The organism is Arthrobacter sp. 2MCAF15 (assembly GCF_052115605.1).
Classification (GTDB): Bacteria; Actinomycetota; Actinomycetes; order Actinomycetales; family Micrococcaceae; genus Arthrobacter.
The window spans coordinates 55,897-73,031 of the sequence record NZ_JBFRGZ010000008.1; the positions used below are offsets into that span (position 1 = coordinate 55,897).

Below are 17,135 nucleotides of genomic sequence, written 5' to 3' on the forward strand. Positions count from 1 at the left end.
GGCTATACCTCGTTCTGGTCAAGCAGTTCAGGGGTGGTGGCACGGACCGGAATGGACGAACCGATCAGGACTGGCTGCTGTCCGGCCAAGGCTTTCTCTTCTGCCGTGGCCGGGCGCATCTGGCCGCGCTCGTCGGGGACGAAGGTGATGGAGTCGTCCTTCTGGTCCGGGGCGTTGACGAAGGAGCGGAAGCGGCGCAGGCGCTCGGGATCCTTCAGGGTGTCGGCCCACTCATCGATGTAGGTGTCCACGTGCTTGGCCATGGCGGCCTCGAGGTCCGCGGCCATGCCCAGGGTGTCGTGCACCACCACGTCCTCGACGTGCTTGATGCCGCCGTCGAGCTCTTCCTGCCAGCGCGCGGTGCGCTGCAGGCGGTCGGCCGTGCGGATGTAGTACATGAAGTAGCGGTCGATGTACTTGATCAGGGTTTCGTCGTCGAGGTCCTTGGCCAGCAGCTGGGCGTGCGCCGGGGTGGCCCCGCCGTTGCCGCCGACGTACAGGTTCCAGCCGTCGGCGGTGGCGATGACGCCGACGTCCTTGCCCCGGGCCTCGGCGCATTCGCGGGCGCAGCCGGAGACACCCATCTTCAGCTTGTGCGGGCTGCGGAGGCCGCGGTAGCGCAGCTCAAGCTGAATGGCCATGGCCACCGAGTCCTGGACCCCGAAGCGGCACCACGTGGAGCCGACGCAGGACTTCACCGTGCGCAGGCTCTTGCCGTAGGCCTGGCCGGATTCGAAGCCGGCATCCACCAGCAGCTTCCAGATTTCCGGCAGCTGCTCCAGCCGGGCGCCGAACATGTCGATCCGCTGGCCGCCGGTGATCTTGGTGTAGAGGCCGTACTGCTCGGCGACCGCGGCGATCACGCCGAGCTTCTTCGGGGTGATCTCGCCGCCGGCGATGCGCGGAACCACCGAGTAGGTGCCGTCCTTCTGCATGTTGGCCAGGGCACGGTCGTTGGTGTCCTGCAGGGTGCCGCGGCCGGCGTCCAGGACGTAGGCGCTGTTCTGGCTGGCCAGGATGTTGGCGATGGTCGGCTTGCAGATATCGCAGCCGTCCCCGGTGCCGTACTTGGCCATGATCTCCTCGAAGGAGGTCAGTTCCAGGACGCGGATGGCGTCGAAGAGTTCCTGGCGGGACAGTTCGATGTGTTCGCAGAGGGCCTTGGAAACTTCGACGCCGGACTTGGTCAGTTCGGTTTCGAGCAGCTTCTTGAGCATCGGGACACAGGAGCCGCAGCTGGTTCCGGCGCGGGTGCAGCCCTTCAGCTCGCCGAGTTCCTGGACGGGTGCGTTGCCGTCGCAGGCCCCGCAGCCGTTGACGGTGTCGCGGATGGTTCCCGCGGAGACGTTGTTGCAGGAACACAGGATGGCGTCGTCCGGCAGTTCGGTTTCCGGGGCGTCGCCGCCGCCGGCCGCGGTGAGGTAGGCGCCGGGCTCGGCGGCCAGTTCGCGGCCCAGCATGGGGCGCAGGGAAGTGTAGGGGGTGGCGTCGCCTACGAAGATGCCGCCGAGCAGGGTCTTGGCGTCATCGGTGGTGACGATCTTCTGGTAGACGCCGCGGGCGGGGTCGGCGTAGACGATTTCGAGGGAGTGTTCGGTGCGGGCGAACGCGTCGCCGAAGCTGGCGACGTCGACGCCGGAGAGCTTGAGCTTGGTGGCCGTGTCGAAGCCGGGGAAGGTTGCATCGCCGCCGTGCAGCCGGTCCGCGACGATTTCGGCCATGGTGTTGGCTGGGGCCACGAGGCCCAGGCACATGCCGCCGAAGTTGGCGACCTCGCCGATCGCCCAGATGCCGGGAACCTCGGTGGAGCAGTCGTCTGAGATGACGACGCCGCCGCGCTGGCCGAGCTGGAACTGCTGCACTGCACCCTCTGCGGCCCGGAACAGCTCGTCGCGGGGCCGCACACCGATCGCCACGATCACGATGTCGGCGTCGATGGTCCGGCCGTCGGCCATGAGGACGCCGGTGACCTGGCCGTCGTCGTCGGAGAGGACCTCGGAGGGGAACACCCCGCCGTGGACGGTGAAGCCCTTGGCCTCGATGAGCCGGCCGAGCGCCTGCCCGGCGCCCTCGTCCAGCTGGGTGTTCATGAGCCAGGGCGAGCCGTTGATGACGATCGGGGTGGCGCCGAGCTGTTCGGTGCCGGCCGCTGATTCCAGGCCCAGCAGACCGCCGCCGATGGTGGCCGCCTTGACCTGGCGGCCCAGCTTCACGGTGAGGTCCGCGATGGCCTTGTTGATGGACCAGACGTCCTCAAGGGTGCGGTACACGTGGGTAAGTTCGGCGCCCGGGATGGGCAGGCGGGCCGCGTCCGAGCCCGTTGCGACCACGAGCTCGTCGTACGGATAGGTGGTACCCGCGGCGGTCGTGACGGTTTTGCCGGCGGCGTCGATGCTGGTGACGCGCTCGCCGGTCTTCAGGTCCAGGGCCGTGTGGTCCCACATGGAAGCGCTGCCCAGGGTGAGGTCGACGTCGCTGTCGGTGAGTGCCTTGCTCAGCGCGACGCGGTCGTAGGGGAGGTGGGCTTCCTCGGTGAGGACAGTAACGTGCCAGCCATCGAGTCCGCGGGCGTGCATGGCATCGGCGAATCGGTGCGCCGCGGGGCCGCCGCCGGCCACCACAATACGGCGCGGGGCGGCGCTGGCTGCACCCTGGTTCGGGTGGCTTGAAGGGAGTCCGGTCACGGTGGGCCTTTCGCATGGGCCGCAGACGGTGCTCTGCAGCTTGTCGTCCCAGACTAGGCAAACGGAATTTCGCTTCAGTTTCCCTTATGTTTCGTGATCTTAACTTCTGCATCACGAATGCATTTCCGGCCGTGTGAGCTCTCTTTTACGCGCCGGACACATCCGGCGCGCCCGGATGAAACACCGGAGGCCTAGCTTGAATATGTGGCCGCAGCAGCGGTTGAACCCGCAAGGGAAGTATCAGAGAGGGGCCGGGATGACCGCCGTACTTGAAACCGCAGCACACGACGCGCTACACGACCTTGAAGGTCAGATTTCCGGATCCGGCGCCGGCTGGCACCGGGTTTGCACCGTCACGGACCTGGAACCCGCGTGGGGCGAGGCCGCACTGATTGCCGGGCACCAGGTAGCGGTATTCCAGACCGCGAACGGTGAGGTTTTCGCCGTCGCCAACGAGGACCCGGCAACCGGGGCCAATGTCATGGCCCGCGGCATCACCGGTTCCCGCGGCGACCGCCCCACCATCGCCTCGCCGCTGCACAAAGAGGTCTACGACCTCGAAACCGGTGAATGCCTGGGCAACCCGGGACTCCGGCTCGCAACCTTCGGTACCCGGATTGTGGGCGGGTACATTGAGGTTGAGCTCTAGCAGCTGATCCCTGTGGGTTGAGCCCTACAGGCCCAGGGCCTCTCGGACGTCAGCCAGGACGCTGTCCAGCGCGGCGCGGGCTTCGTCCCGGGCCGCCGGAAGTTCGGCCGCCGAGTCCACGCTGCGGATGACCTCCAGGTAGCACTTGAGCTTCGGTTCCGTGCCGCTGGGACGGATGATGACGCGGCTGAGGTCCCTGGTCAGGTACAGCAGGCCTTCAGTGGGCGGCAGCTGCTCGGTGCCCACGGCCAGGTCCGTGACGGCTTCGACGCCTGAGCCGCCGAACGATTCGGGCGGGCTGACGCGCAGCCGGTTCATCATCGCGTCCAGCAGGCCAAGGTCCGCCACGCGGATGCTGAGCTGGTCGCTCGCGTGCAGCCCATGAACCAGGTAGAGCTCATCGAGGGTGTCGAAGATTGTCTTGCCCTCGGCCTTTGCCGCCGCCGCGAGTTCGGCGATGAGGACGGCGGCCGAAATGCCGTCCTTGTCCCGCACCAGGGACGGGGCCACGCAGTAGCCCAGCGCCTCCTCGTAGCCGTAGACCAGCCCCGGCACCCGGGCAATCCACTTGAAGCCGGTCAGGGTTTCCTCGTGCGCGTAGCCTGCCGCTGCCGCGATCCGCGCCAGCAACCGGGAAGACACGATCGAATTCGCGAACACGCCGGCCGGCGCCTCGCCGCCTGCGGCCTGCCGCGCCACGACGTGGGCACCCAGGAGGGCACCGACCTCGTCGCCGCGCAGCATGCGCCACGCGCCGGTGGCCGGATCCTTCGCCGCCACGGCCGCCCGGTCAGCGTCGGGGTCGTTGGCGATCACAATGTCGGCGTCCCCGCGCGTTGCCGCCTCGAGGGCCAGGTCCAGCGCCCCGGGCTCTTCGGGGTTGGGGAAGCTCACTGTGGGGAAGTCCGGATCCGGGAGCGCCTGTTCCGTGACGAGCGTGACGTCCTCGAAACCTGCGGCGTTCAGCACCGCCACTGCCGTTTCCCCGCCCACGCCGTGCATGGGGGTCAGGATGATCTTCAGCCCACGGGCCGGGAAGTGTTCGGGGATGGCCAGGGCCGCGACGGCGCTCTGGTATTCGGTGGCGATCGAGGGCTCCAGCACGGTCCACCCGTCCGCGGCCAGGACGATGGAGTCCAGGGCGCCGACGGCGTCGATCTTCGCCGCTATTAGGGCATCGTAGGGCGCCACGATCTGGGCGCCGCGGCCGCTTTCCTCAACCGCGTGACGGCCCAGGTACACCTTGTACCCGTTGTCCTGCGGCGGGTTGTGGCTGGCCGTGACCATGACGCCGCCGTCGCAGTCCAGTGCCCGCACCGCGTACGCGAGCAGCGGGGTGGGCAGCGCGGAGGGCATCAAGAACGTTTCCACGCCGGCCGCTGTGAGGATCGCGGCGGTTTCTTCGGCGAAGATATCGGAGTTGTAGCGGGCGTCGTAGCCGACGACGGCGCGCGGCCGGGTGCCGGGGGAGGTCTGCTCGACGGCGCTCGTGAGGAAAGCGGTGAAGCCGGCGGCGGCGCGGCGGACCACCACGCGGTTCATCCGGTTCGGACCCGGGCCGAGGGCCGCCCGCAGTCCGGCGGTGCCGAACTGGAGGGTGCCGCTGAAGCTGTCTGCCAGCTCCTGGCGGGCCGCCCCGACGCCCCCGTCGGTGAGGCGGATCAGCTCAGAGAGGGCGGCGGCGGTTGCGGGGTCCGGGTCCTGGTCGGCCCAGTCGCGGGCATCGCTCAGGAGTCGGGCGAGTTCGGCATCAGAAGACGTCATAGGAACCAAACTATCGCCAATCCTGGGAGAAGCTTGCCCAGACAGCGGGGAATTGGCATTTCACGTGCCAATTTGGGGCGTTCAGAAGGACCTTGACACCCAAATTTCCGGACACGTAACGTCTGGAATATGAAGATGGGGCGTGGCGTGGAATGGGCCGTGCACAGTTGCGTCAACATGGCCTGGACACCGCCGGGTGAGCCGGTGAACAGTGCACGGCTGGCGGAGTTCTACAAGCTTCCGGCCGCCTATCTGAACAAGCAGTTTCAGTCGCTGGTCCGGGCCAAGGTGCTGGACTCGGTCTCGGGGCCCCGCGGCGGATTTCTCCTGGCGCGCCGGCCGGAACACATCACCGTGCTGGACATCGTGCTGGCGCTGGAGGGCCAGGACCCGGCATTCCGGTGTGAGGCGATCCTGGGAAATATCCCCGACCCGGACCGGCAGGACAACTTTGCCCGGTCCTGCCTCATTTCCCAGACCATGCGGCAGGCCGAACTCGCCTGGCGGCAGGCGCTGGCGCGGCAGAGCATCGCCGGGATCGCGGACTCGATCGAGCGGCGGTTCCCGGCGGACAAAGCGAAGGTCCTGGACTACCTGGCTGCGGAGTAGCCGCAGCCAGGTAGTCCAGGACCTTACGCCGGGCTGGATCAGAGCTTTGCGATGATCTCCGCGAGCAGCTTTGAAATGCGCGGTCCCGCGGCCTGGCCGGCCTCAAGGACTTCCTCATGGCTGAGCGGCACAGGGCTGATCCCTGCGGCGAGGTTGGTGACCAGCGAGATGCCGAAGACCTCCATGCCGGCGTGGCGGCCGGCGATGGCCTCCAGCGCTGTGGACATGCCGACCAGGGATGCGCCGATGCGCTTGGCGTACTGCACCTCGGCGGGCGTCTCGTAGTGCGGGCCGGTGAACTGCGCGTAGACGCCCTCATCCAGGGAGGGGTCCACCTCACGGGCCAGGCCGCGGATGCGGGAGGAGTACAGGTCCGTGAGGTCCACGAACGTTGCCCCTTCCAGCGGGGAAGTGGCGGTGAGGTTGATGTGGTCGCTGATCAGGACCGGGGTGCCGGGCGCCCAGTCCTCGTTCAGGCCGCCGCAGCCGTTGGTCAGGACCAGGGTCTTGCAGCCGGCGGCCGCGGCGGTACGCACGCCGTGGACCACGGCGCGGACGCCCTTGCCCTCGTAGTAGTGGGTGCGTGCGCCCAGGACCAGGGCGCGCTTTCCCTCTTTGGTCAGCACGGAGCGGATGGTGCCCACGTGCCCCACCACGGAGGGTGCGGAGAAACCGGGGATTTCGGCTGCGGACAGGGTCGCGGTGGTCTCGCCGATGAGCTCCGCGGCGTCGCCCCAGCCCGAGCCGAGGACCAGCGCGACGTCGTGGGAATCGACGCCCGTCTCTGCGGCGATGTAGTCGGCGGCGGCGCGGGCGGCCTCGAAGGGATCCGTGTTCAGGAATTCTGTTGTACTCACCGGTACAAGTTATCGTGCCGGCGGCCGGCTGCACAGCACCCGCGCCACCGGGAGCCGTGCGGACGCTCGGCGGCCCGGACTCTTTGGTGGCTCCGGTTCGGATGGTGGACAATGGTTGATTGTGACTACGCATCCTGACTTCAGCTCACCCCGCATCGCAATTCTCGGCGGAGGGCCTGGCGGCTACGAAGCCGCCATGGTCGCCGCCTCGCTGGGGGCGCAGGTCACCATCATCGAACGCGCGGGCCTCGGCGGATCCGCCGTGCTGACCGACGTCGTTCCCTCCAAAACCCTGATCGCGACCGCAGACCTGATGACCCGCGTGGCCGAGGCGGGGGAGCTGGGCGTCAAGTTCGACGTCGACGGCGGCGACTTCGCCCCGTCGATGCGCGCGGACCTCAAGCACATCAACGACCGTCTCCTGCGGCTGGCGCGGAAGCAGTCGGAGGACATCCAGGCCGGGCTGGAGCACCAGAACGTCCGCATCCTGATCGGCTCCGGCCGGCTGCTGGACAACCACACCATCGAGGTCCTGACCGCCGACGGCACCGAAACCGTGGAGGCAGACACCATCCTGCTGGCCGTCGGCGCCCACCCGCGCGAGCTGCCCACCGCGCGGCCGGACGGTGAGCGGATCCTGAACTGGGCCCAGATCTACAACATGGACGAACTCCCCGAGGAACTCATCGTGGTGGGATCCGGTGTGACGGGCGCAGAATTCGCCTCCGCCTACAACGGCCTGGGCTCCAAAGTCACCTTGATTTCCAGCCGCGACCGGGTGCTGCCGGGCTCGGACACCGACGCCGCCGAGGTCCTCGAGGGCGTCTTCGAACGACGCGGGCTCAAGGTCCTCTCCCGCGCCCGCGCCGAAACCGTCGAACGCACGGACGACGGCGTCGTGGTCACCCTGGGCGACGGTTCCAAGGTCACCGGCAGCCACTGCCTGGTCTGCGTCGGTTCCATCCCGAACACGGCCGGCATCGGCCTGGAGGAAGCCGGCGTCGCGCTCACCGAGAGCGGCCACATCAAGGTCGACGGCGTCTCGCGCACCACCGCGCCGAACATCTACGCCGCGGGCGACTGCACCGGCGTCCTGGCCCTGGCCTCCGTGGCCGCGATGCAGGGCCGGATTGCCGTGGCCCACTTCCTGGGCGACGCCGTCATGCCGATCAAGCTGCACCAGGTGGCGTCCAACATCTTCACCTCGCCCGAGATCGCCTCCGTGGGAGTGTCCGAAGCCGAGATCGAATCCGGCAAGTACCAGGGCGACATCGTCAAGCTCTCCCTGCGCAGCAACGCGCGCGCCAAGATGCGCAACCACCGCGACGGCTTCGTCAAGATCTTCGCCCGCAAGGGCTCCGGCACCGTGATCGGCGGGGTGGTGGTGGGCCCGAACGCCTCCGAGCTCATCTTCGCGATTTCGATCGCCGTGACGCAGAAACTGCACGTCGACGACGTCGCCAGCACCTTCACCGTGTACCCGTCGCTGAGCGGCTCAATCTCCGAAGCAGCCCGCCGGCTCCACGTCCACATGTAGTCCGTGTACCTGTAGTTCCCAGCCGGGTCCGCAATCCGGAGGCTGATGCCATGCAGAGTCCCCAGGCTTTGATTGAAGCCCTCGAGCGGGCGGTCGAACGTCCGGCCGGGGCCGGCGCGGATGGCCGTCCCGCGGATGCGGAGCGCTTTACCGGGTTCGGCGTCACCGGGGTTCCATTCAGTTCAGGCTATGTCCTGGCCTTGCGGCGCTTTGCCGGGTCATCGATCGGGCCAGGGTACACCTCGGTCTGGATCCGCGACCCGGCCGGCGCCTGGTCAATGCACGGCACCGTGGACCCCGGCCTGTCCTGCCCCCGGTACTTTGGCGCCGCCCTCGAATCGGCGTCGACTTCCCGCATCTCCCTCGCCTGGAACAGCAGCCACGCCTTCACAGTCGACGTCGACGGCGGGGCTGTCCTGCACTGGGAACTCATGCTCCGGGCAACGCCGGTCACCAGGGCCATGTCGGCAGTCTCAGGCGCTGCACCGGAGCGGCTCTGGCGCAGCCGGACGTTCCTGCGCGCCATGGGCGCCGTCGCCGGCCCTGCGTTGAGGGCTGGGCACCTAAGGCTGACGGGCCACGTTCCCAACAGCCAACGGTTCGCCGTCTATCCCCGGCGCCTGAGGTTCGTCGCAAGCAGCCGGGCCGTGCTGAAGGGGCGCGACCTGGGAAAGCCGGCAGCCTTGACGGTCCAGGACAGGTTGGGGGATTTCTGGATACCCCGGCGAGGCATCCTGATGATGGGAAAGGCAGAGTTCGAGCCGGGCGTCTGAGCGCGAAGGCTAAACCGGTGCCTGATGGTCCCGCGCGCCTGCGCGGATGAACGCCTTGTAAATTCTCGACGCCCAACCCTGATTCCTGGGCGCTGGCGGCCCTAGGATGAGTCTCGTCACTGGCACTCATCGAAGGGGACTACATGAGTTATCCGCAGCAACCGAATGCATTACCGCCGCAGACCGGAGAGCCGCCGCTTTGGGCCCCGCTGTACGGGGCCAGCCTCACGCAGGCCGTCCAGCGATTCTTCAAAAAGTACGCCACCTTCACCGGCCGGGCCAGCCGCAGTGAGTACTGGTGGTGGGCGCTGGTGTCACTCCTGGTGGGCATCGTCATCAACATCATCACGAGTACTGGCATGACGACCAATGCGTCCGGAGCCGCCACGATTGGACCCGGCGCCGTCATTGGGCTGATCCTTGCTGTCGTTTGGGGACTGGGGACGATCGTTCCGTCCCTGGCCCTGCTGGCCCGGCGCCTGCATGACGTGAACATGAGCGCCTGGCTGATCCTGCTGGTCCTGGTGCCGTTCCTCGGTGGCCTGGCGCTGTTGGTGATGGCAATTCTGCCGTCCAATCCGGCCGGCCAGAGGTTCGACCAGCCCTCCGGCTACTAGGGAGTTCCGAAAGCCAGGGAGTTCGGAAAGCGACGGAGTTCCGCAAGTGAAGAATCCCTGCCCGGGGAATCGGGGCAGGGATTCTTCACTTTTCAGTGGCCTTGCGCATTCTTGTCCCGGGGCGTTGGACCCTAGGGCAGCAACCCGCACCGCTCCCACACTGGATCATGGCCAACATCTACATCCCGTACGGAACGGTTGAAGGACAGACAGCCCAGATCGCGGAGTACATGGCCGATCTGATCCGTGTGCACGGGCACCAGGCGGAGACCGCGGACCTCAAACATTCCGGCGACACCCTGCCGGAGGGTTACGACGGCGTGATCGTGGCGGCTTCTGTTCATGTGGGCAAACACGAAAGGCACGTCACGGACTTTGTGAAGAAGAACCGCGGCGAGCTCGAACGATTGCCTTCAGCGCTAGTGTCCGTCAGCATGGCCGCCCACGGAGACGAGGAACACGCCGAGGGCTACGTGCAGAAGTTCGAAGAGGACACGGGGTGGCGACCAAAGCACGTCGGGCTGTTCGCCGGTGCGCTGCTCTACACCCACTACGGCTTCATCAAGAAGCACCTGATGAAGAAGATCGCCAAGGACAAGGGCTCACCGGACACGGACACGTCCCGTGACTATGTCTACACGGAGTGGGACGGCGTCCGGCGCTTCACCGAGGACTACCTGGCGTGGTTGGCCAAGCCGGCCGGTCCGGAGTAGGGCTCAGAAGCAGGGTTGAGAAGCAGGGTTCAGGAGCAGGCGTAGGGCGGGACCGTGTCGCCGGGGGCGAAAGGCTTGAACCAGTGCTCGAAGTCCAGTTCCCTGGCGTCATCTTCGAGCTCATCGAGCCTGTCCGAGTACAGGGCCTCACTGTCGGCGTCCTCCAACAGGACTTCCTCGACGTCGGCCCTCCAGTCCTCCGGGAGGTCCAGTTCGTAGATGTCCTCGGTGATTTCCGCCTGATCGAGCAGGCAGCGGACGGCGAGTTCCGCCGCGAGGCATCCGGGGGCGGTCCAGCCCCGGACCAGGGAGGCGGTGACGTCTGCAGCGACGACGATGAACATTTGAGTGAACTTCGCGTCGTAGCTGGCGGCGAACTGGGGCGGCAGGGAGGACAGGACTGAGGTCCCTGCTATGTCGGTGGCCGTGGCAACTTCCAGCGTGCTGAGGGCTCCGAGATCGCGGAACAGCTGGTCGATGAGGATGCTCGACGAATTCCACAGGAGTCCGGCCAGCAAGCGGGTCTGGCGCACTGCTTTCTGGCGGTCTTCCGGCGAGACGGCGGCCATCTCGGCCAGGTCTTCGGGATCAAACTGGAGCCGTTGCTCGGCCGTCATGTCGTCCGGATGCGGGTCGAGTCCCAGCAGTTCCAGGCTCAACCCGGTGAGTTTCCCGGCGTCGGCCAGCAGTTCTTCGGTGATGTCGTCGTCGTCGGCGCTCATGGCCCCGATGCTACCCGCCGATGGTTCCTTGTCCCGATTCGCGTTACGCGGCCGGGTAACCGGCGGGTCAGGCGGCAGCCGCCCGGTGCCCGCCCGCCGCGGTGCTCCCGCGGGCCATGCGGGCGGAGGCGAGGTAGCTGATTCCAGCGATCAGGGGGACGACGCTTGCGGCGGTGATCGATCCGACCGGTCCGGACCGTGCAATGACTGTGATGACAAGCGGCAGCACGCCGAGGGCCACGAGCAGCCAGCCGGCCAACGCGGTGCGCCTCAGGCCCAGGACGGCGGCGGGAAAGGCCAGCGCGACGACGCTGACGGCGATGATGGGTCCGTTTTCGCTGACGAAGCTGCGCAGGCCGGCAGGGTCGAAGGCCAGCCAGACGCAGGCCGCGATGAAGGCAGACGACAGGGCGAGCAGCAGGGGAGCGGTGGCCGCCGGCCAGAACCAGGCCGCGACAGCCAGGATGAGCATCGGCACCACCCAGGCCAGGGTTATCAGCATCGCTGCCGTTCCGCCCGGGCTCTGCATTGAGTCGCCGACAATGACGATTCCCGCGAGGACGGTGAACACCGCCATGATGGCCGCCCCGGTCCGCAGCAACACGGTGGACCGCTGCTGCGGATCCTTGTCGCGCGTTCTGACCACGACGATGGCGAATACAATAATCGCGCCGAGCGCCAAAATGACCGGGACATTCATGGGATGCCTCCTGATGGCGAACGGAGCCTACGTCCATTGCATCCACGGTCCAGTTGCGCTGCCAAGGGGAGAAAGGCCCGCTTCGCGTTGGCCGGAGTCGCTGATCGTCCTGAATTTCGGCCTGCCAGTGTTGTCTACGGTCGTGGGCACGCCGGCCCCGACGGCGGCGGATGGGGTATTTCGAGTATGTCAACCTGAATCAGGACCATTGGGGCGGACTGATCCGGGACCACCCACGACCCTGATGACCAGCGGCAGCGAAGCGCGCAGTACCGATCACAGACGTGACATCTGGGTCATACTCGGGAGCGGACAAGGACTTGCCCCGGCGCCGCGACCTCCATGGGGGCGCTGGAAATGGCGCGTGTCTTACGGCGCAGTCTCCCGCAATGCCCTGCTGTAGGTGGTGGGCTCATTTCGAGTCGCTGCCGACACTGCGACGTGGCGATGGCTAATGCGGTTAGCGAAATACCCGGCGTACGGCAGCACGATGATGGTGTCCACGCCGCTCTCCCACGCAGTGATCAGATCCGAGAGGTTCCTGCGTTCCGCATCATTAGGGACAGTCGGGATCAGATCCCCGTGCCAGTTATTGAAAGCCTCGGGGTCCAAACCGTCCCAGTCGTATTCGGTGGTCCACAACGGGGGTATGAGTGGATGTAGCTCCTGGCCAGGCCGTAAAACTTGCCGCATGATCTCCTGGGTCGGGTGATTTTGCATGTCCGGGTCCTGAATTCTGTACCAGTCCCATGCCCGATCCCAGGCGATGCGCCAGCGGGCAGTCCACTCGGCAATGCTGGCTGACGCTGGCATTTGGGAGGCGCCCGGGTCTGGGGCTGGGGCGAGTTCCGGTATATCTACTTCCTGTGCAATAGACCAGCAGTGCCGAACGAACAGGAGCAAATTCAGGGCCAGGGGGTGATCATCTACGCTGATCACCATGTCATGCGGCCACGGATTCCCTTCTCTCGGCGCGCTCCATTGCATCTCGCTACCCCCTGTTCGACCACACCCCAAGCAACCGCGGTGAGCTCAGCATGGCACCGACCCCATTCCCTGTAAACGGAACACGTCTGTTGCGAACGGGAAGTGCGGGCGCGCAGACTCCCGTGGGAGCAATCGGACCGGCATGGCGCAGTTCCTGCCCACCATCCGTCCCGATTTGGTGAGGACTACGCGGACGACGACTCACTCGGGCGCGATCAGGGAAAAAAGACCTCTACCTCCTGGCGCATCGCAAATGCATAATGTCGCCATGTTCCTTTTCGTACTATTGGCCATCGTGTTGCTGGTCCTGTTTTGGCAATACATCGTGGCTGGGCTCGGCCTGTGGGTGCTCGTGCTGATCATGCGCACCTTGATCAATTGGACGATCGCCGACCCCAAGCCGAACTACCGCCGGGAGCACGTTCAGACCCGGTATGCGACCACACTCGTCCAGACGCGGCCAGCGGCCCGGCCCGTCCAGACCCGGCCCGTGGCGAAACCCAAGCCTGCCCGCGAGCTGCCCGCGCCCGACTACCTGCCCAGGTGGACTCCAAGCCGCCGGCTGGATGCCGCCCGCGAGCATGCCCAGTGGCAGAAGAGATTCGACAACGCAATGCATTACAACCCTGCCGGACCGGGCGCCTCAAACGGGTAGCGCGGCCGCGGCGATGTCCGGCGAGCGCGTCTGCCCATCGAACTAAGCCTCAGGCAACCGCCCCCTGAAAGTGGGCCTCGATGATCCCCTTGATGTCGTCGTGGCAGCCGCCGCAGCCGGTGCCGGCGCGGGTGGCCGCGGAGACTTCGGGAACGGTCCCGCAGCCCTCAGTGACGGCAGAAGCAATGGCTGTCCCGCTGACGCCCGCGCACCGGCAGACGGTCCGGGCGGGGTCGGCAGCGCCGGGAGATGCGAGCTGGTCGGGCCCGTCCAGGCGCAGCAGCAGCGACCTGTCCGCGGGGAGTTCGGCGCCGCGCTCGAACAACTGCACAAGCTCGGCCGAGGTGCGGGGCATGCCCACGGACACGAGGCCCTCGAGCACGCCGCCACGCGTGATCATCTTGACATAGCGGCCGTGCTCGGGATCGGCCCACTGTGCGATCTGCAGCCGCGCCCGGCCGTTGACGGCGCCGGCGGCCAGGGCTTCCTCGTCCCACGGGTCGGCGGATACATCCCCGGCCACGGCCATGTTCATGCCACGGGCCTTGAGCACGATCACGCCCGGCAGTTCCGCGGGAAGCGAGGGCAGGGCCTCGGCCTCTGCCTCGGCGCCGGTTGCCAGCAGGGTCAAGTAATCGGCGAGCCACTCGGCCTGGCGCCAGCCGGGCCCCACCAGCCCGGACGGGCCCCGCGCGGTCCGGCACTCCACGCACTCGGGGTCCGGGCAGCGGACCTCTGCGCAGTCACCGATCGCAAAAATGTGCGGCTCGTGGTGGGCCCGGAGCTTGTGGTCCACCAGGATCCCGGCGGCGGTGGAGAGACCGCAGCCTTCCGCCAGTTCGGTCCGCGGCCGGACACCGCAGGAGAGCACCAGGAGGTCGCCGTCGATCGCGGAGCCGTCATCGAGCAGCAGCGCCGAGAAGCCGCCGTCGGGGGCGTTGTGTTCGACGCCGACGGAGCGGGCGTTGCCCGCAACCCGCACGCCGCAGTTCCGCAAGGAAGCCGCGAGGATGGCGCCACCGCCGCGGTCGATGTTCCGGCCCAGGGGATGCGGTCCGTTGTGCACCACCGTGACGGTGGCGCCTTCCTCGGCCGCGGCCAGGGCAGTCTCCAGACCCAGCACGCCGCCGCCCAGGACCACCACGCGCTTGCCGCCGCCCACGGCGGAGTGGAGCATGGACGCGTCGCGGAGATCCCGAAGGGCGGTCACGCCCGGCGGCAGAACAGGAGCGGCCGGGTCCGGGTTGAGACCGGTGAGGTTGGGGATGACAGGCCGCGAACCGGTGGCGAAGACCAGCCGCTCGTAGCCAGGGGAGGTGCCATCGCTGAGCAGGACCTGCTGCCGGGCGCGGTCCACGCGGCGGACCCGGACGCCCAGCCGGACATCGACGCCCTCAGCCACGAGTGCGGCAGCATCCGCGAGAGCCAGGGCAGCGGGCGTGGTCCGGCCGACGCCGAGATCCGCCACCAGCACGCGGTTGTACGCCGCCTCGGACTCTTCGCCGATCACCGTCAGGTGCGCGATTCCGCTGCGCATAGCCGGCAGCAGCTCGTCGATCAGCCTCGCGGCGACAGGCCCGAATCCCACCACCACAATCCGCTCAGTCATGAGGTCTCCTCTGCTTGAAGAATGCGGCCGCCAACACCGGCGGAAGCACCGGCCGGGACAGAGCCGGAAACCGTGTCGCAGGAACTTGTCGGGCGGATCCATACCTTGCTCGTCTTGAACTCGGGCATCCCGGAAATGGGGTCCGTGGCCGCCTCGGTGAGCCGGTTGGCGCTCTCGAGCTCCGGGAAGTGGAACGGCAGGAACACCGTCTCCGGGCGGATGTCCGTGCTCAGCTCGGCACGGCAGCTGACCACGCCGCGTTCGTTGGAAATGGAGACGAAGTCGCCGTCGGCGATGCCCTGGGCGGCAGCCGCGGCGGGGTGCAGCTGCAGCCGCGCCTCCGGCTGGGCCTCGGCCAGGGCGGCCACCCGGCGGGTCTGGGCGCCGGACTGGTAGTGCTCCATCAGCCGGCCCGTGATCAGGGTCATTGGCCTTCCGGACGGGGAGGTGCCGGTCGCTGAGGCGGAAGGAGTACGTCGCCGGGGCGCAACGGGGGTGAACACTGCCCGGCCGTTCCCGTGGGCAAAGGCGTCCAGGAAGAGTCGAGGCGTGCCGGTGCTGCCGGATGGGTAGGGCCAGTAGGCCTCCTCGCCGCGGTCCAGCATGGCGTAGTCGATCCCGGAGTAGTCGGCCAGTCCGCCGGAGGATGCAATCCGGAGCTCCTCGAACACGGTTTCGGGGTCCTCGCTGAAGGTGGAGGGCGCGTCCAGCAGTTCGGCCAGACGGGTCATGATCCAGAGCTCGCTGCGCACCCCGGGCGGGGGAGTGAGGGCCCGGCGGCGGCGCAGCACGCGGCCCTCGAGGTTGGTCAGGGTGCCTTCTTCCTCGGCCCACTGGGTGACCGGCAGGACCAGGTCGGCCTCGGCGGCGGTCTCGGAGAGGAAGAAGTCGCACACCACCAGGAAGTCCAGGCTGCGCAGGCCGGCGATCACGGCGTTCGCATCGGGGGCGGACACCGCCACGTTGGCGCCGTGCACGAAGAGGCAGCGGACGCCGTCGGGCTGTCCGAGGGACTTGAGCAGTTCGACGGCGGGAACGCCGGGTCCCGGGATGAGCGCTTCGGGCACGCCCCAGACCTTTGCCATGTGGGCGCGGGCCGCTGGATCGGTGATCTTCCGGTAGCCGGGGAGCTGGTCCGCCTTCTGGCCGTGTTCGCGGCCGCCCTGACCGTTGCCTTGGCCGGTGAGGGTGCCGTAGCCGCTCCGCGCTGAGCCCGGCAGGCCCAGCAGGAGGGAGAGGTTGATGGCGGCCGTGGCGGTGTCGGTGCCGTCCACGTGCTGTTCAACGCCGCGGCCGGTGAGGATGTAGCTGCCGCCCTTGCCGGCGCCGTCGGCCAGCCGCCGCGCGGTTTCGCGGATCAGCCCGGCGGGGACGCCGGTGATCGACTGGACCCGTTCCGGCCAGAAGCTTCCGACGCTGCGGACCACGGCGTCGTAGCCGGTGGTGCGCTCGGCGATATACGCGGCATCGGCCAGGCCCTCGTGGATCACCGCGTGGGAGATGCCCAGGAGCAGGGCGAGGTCGGTGCCCGGCAGCGGCTGCAGGTGCAGGCCGCCGCCGTCGGAAGTGAACGCGGCGGTGGCGGAGCGCCGGGGGTCGACGACGATCAGCCCGCCGGCGTCGCGCGCGCCTTGGAGGTGCTGGACGAAGGGCGGCATGGTCTCGGCAACGTTGGAGCCGAGCATCAGGATGGTACTGGCGGCGTCGAGGTCCGCCAGCGGGAACGGGAGCCCGCGGTCCAGGCCGAAGGCGCGCATGCCGGCCGCGGCGGCCGAGGACATGCAGAACCGTCCGTTGTAGTCGATCCGCGAGGTGCCCAGGCCCAGCCTGGCGAACTTGCCCAGCTGGTAGGCCTTCTCATTGGTGAGGCCGCCGCCGCCAAACACGCCGACGGCGTCCGGACCGTGCCCGGCGCGGGCACTCTTCACGGCGGAGACAATCAGCCCGAGGGCCTCGTCCCAGCTGACCGGGCGGTGGACGCCGTCGGCGCCCTTGAGCAGGGGCTCGGTGACGCGGCCGGTGTGGTTCAGCAGCGAGGCAGAGGTCCAGCCCTTGCGGCACAGGCCGCCGCGGTTGGTGGGGAAGTCCCGTCCAGCGACTGTCAGGAGCGGCGGGGCGACGGCGGGCGCCGGCGCCGGCGCGGCGTGAACGGGGTCTGACCCCGGCTGGACAGCCGGGGTCAGAGCCGCTGGAGACGTGAGCGTCATGGCGCACTGCAGGGCGCAGTAAGGGCAGTGCGTGTCGGCGCCGATGGTCATG

Annotated in this window: 15 protein-coding genes; 7 read left to right on the top strand and 8 right to left on the bottom strand. The window is 67.9% G+C overall.

Annotated features, from left to right (window positions below; all coding sequences use genetic code 11):
* Nucleotides 1–2: 2 nt before the first annotated feature.
* Nucleotides 3–2,684 (bottom strand): nitrite reductase large subunit NirB, encoded by a 2,682-nt coding sequence (gene nirB / locus AB4089_RS10770; protein WP_441409279.1) that lies wholly within the window; start codon nt 2,682–2,684, stop codon nt 3–5.
* 256 nt (nt 2,685–2,940) lie between these two features.
* On the opposite strand from nirB, the gene nirD reads away from it, so the two are divergent.
* On the top strand, nt 2,941–3,333 hold the full coding sequence (gene nirD, locus AB4089_RS10775) for a nitrite reductase small subunit NirD (RefSeq protein WP_441409280.1): 393 nt from the start codon (nt 2,941–2,943) through the stop codon (nt 3,331–3,333).
* 24 nt (nt 3,334–3,357) lie between these two features.
* Here the strand turns inward: nirD and AB4089_RS10780 are convergent, their stop codons facing one another.
* Nucleotides 3,358–5,097, bottom strand: a complete 1,740-nt coding sequence (locus AB4089_RS10780; RefSeq protein WP_441409281.1) for a phospho-sugar mutase — start codon at nt 5,095–5,097, stop codon at nt 3,358–3,360.
* A 129-nt stretch (nt 5,098–5,226) separates the two neighbouring features.
* Between AB4089_RS10780 and AB4089_RS10785 the strand changes: the two genes are divergently transcribed.
* Nucleotides 5,227–5,706 (top strand): RrF2 family transcriptional regulator, encoded by a 480-nt coding sequence (locus AB4089_RS10785; RefSeq protein WP_441409282.1) that lies wholly within the window; start codon nt 5,227–5,229, stop codon nt 5,704–5,706.
* Between the two features lie 38 nt (nt 5,707–5,744).
* Here the strand turns inward: AB4089_RS10785 and AB4089_RS10790 are convergent, their stop codons facing one another.
* Nucleotides 5,745–6,563 carry a purine-nucleoside phosphorylase gene (locus AB4089_RS10790; protein WP_441409283.1) on the bottom strand — a complete coding sequence of 273 codons (819 nt, stop codon included), beginning with the start codon at nt 6,561–6,563 and terminating at the stop codon, nt 5,745–5,747.
* Nucleotides 6,564–6,684: 121 nt separating this feature from the next.
* On the opposite strand from AB4089_RS10790, the gene AB4089_RS10795 reads away from it, so the two are divergent.
* The 4 genes from AB4089_RS10795 to AB4089_RS10810 all read left to right on the top strand — a co-directional run bounded on the left by AB4089_RS10795 (nt 6,685) and on the right by AB4089_RS10810 (nt 10,203).
* Nucleotides 6,685–8,100, top strand: coding sequence for an NAD(P)H-quinone dehydrogenase (locus tag AB4089_RS10795; protein WP_441409284.1), 1,416 nt, complete (start codon nt 6,685–6,687; stop codon nt 8,098–8,100).
* Nucleotides 8,101–8,150: 50 nt separating this feature from the next.
* Nucleotides 8,151–8,873 carry a hypothetical protein gene (locus AB4089_RS10800; RefSeq protein ID WP_441409285.1) on the top strand — a complete coding sequence of 241 codons (723 nt, stop codon included), beginning with the start codon at nt 8,151–8,153 and terminating at the stop codon, nt 8,871–8,873.
* Between the two features lie 143 nt (nt 8,874–9,016).
* Nucleotides 9,017–9,490, top strand: coding sequence for a DUF805 domain-containing protein (locus AB4089_RS10805; RefSeq protein ID WP_441409286.1), 474 nt, complete (start codon nt 9,017–9,019; stop codon nt 9,488–9,490).
* A gap of 167 nt (nt 9,491–9,657) precedes the next feature.
* Entirely contained in the window at nt 9,658–10,203 is a 546-nt protein-coding gene (locus AB4089_RS10810) for a flavodoxin domain-containing protein (RefSeq protein ID WP_441409287.1), read from the top strand.
* Between the two features lie 29 nt (nt 10,204–10,232).
* On the opposite strand, the gene AB4089_RS10815 is transcribed toward AB4089_RS10810, so the two are convergent.
* The 3 genes from AB4089_RS10815 to AB4089_RS10825 all read right to left on the bottom strand — a co-directional run bounded on the left by AB4089_RS10815 (nt 10,233) and on the right by AB4089_RS10825 (nt 12,567).
* Nucleotides 10,233–10,925, bottom strand: a complete 693-nt coding sequence (locus AB4089_RS10815; RefSeq protein ID WP_441409288.1) for a hypothetical protein — start codon at nt 10,923–10,925, stop codon at nt 10,233–10,235.
* Between the two features lie 67 nt (nt 10,926–10,992).
* Entirely contained in the window at nt 10,993–11,625 is a 633-nt protein-coding gene (locus AB4089_RS10820) for a hypothetical protein (protein ID WP_441409289.1), read from the bottom strand.
* Between the two features lie 369 nt (nt 11,626–11,994).
* A complete protein-coding gene (locus AB4089_RS10825; RefSeq protein ID WP_441409290.1) occupies nt 11,995–12,567 on the bottom strand; it encodes a hypothetical protein in 573 nt (190 codons plus the stop codon).
* Between the two features lie 313 nt (nt 12,568–12,880).
* Here AB4089_RS10825 and AB4089_RS10830 point away from each other — a divergent pair, with 313 nt between their 5' ends.
* Nucleotides 12,881–13,267 carry a hypothetical protein gene (locus tag AB4089_RS10830; RefSeq protein WP_441409291.1) on the top strand — a complete coding sequence of 129 codons (387 nt, stop codon included), beginning with the start codon at nt 12,881–12,883 and terminating at the stop codon, nt 13,265–13,267.
* A 49-nt stretch (nt 13,268–13,316) separates the two neighbouring features.
* On the opposite strand, the gene AB4089_RS10835 is transcribed toward AB4089_RS10830, so the two are convergent.
* Complete coding sequence (locus tag AB4089_RS10835; RefSeq protein WP_441409292.1) at nt 13,317–14,876, bottom strand: FAD-dependent oxidoreductase; 1,560 nt, start codon at nt 14,874–14,876, stop codon at nt 13,317–13,319.
* On the bottom strand, nt 14,873–17,134 hold the full coding sequence (locus AB4089_RS10840; protein ID WP_441409293.1) for a molybdopterin oxidoreductase family protein: 2,262 nt from the start codon (nt 17,132–17,134) through the stop codon (nt 14,873–14,875). The genes AB4089_RS10835 and AB4089_RS10840 overlap by 4 nt, the downstream gene beginning before the upstream one ends.
* Nucleotide 17,135 lies beyond the last annotated feature (1 nt).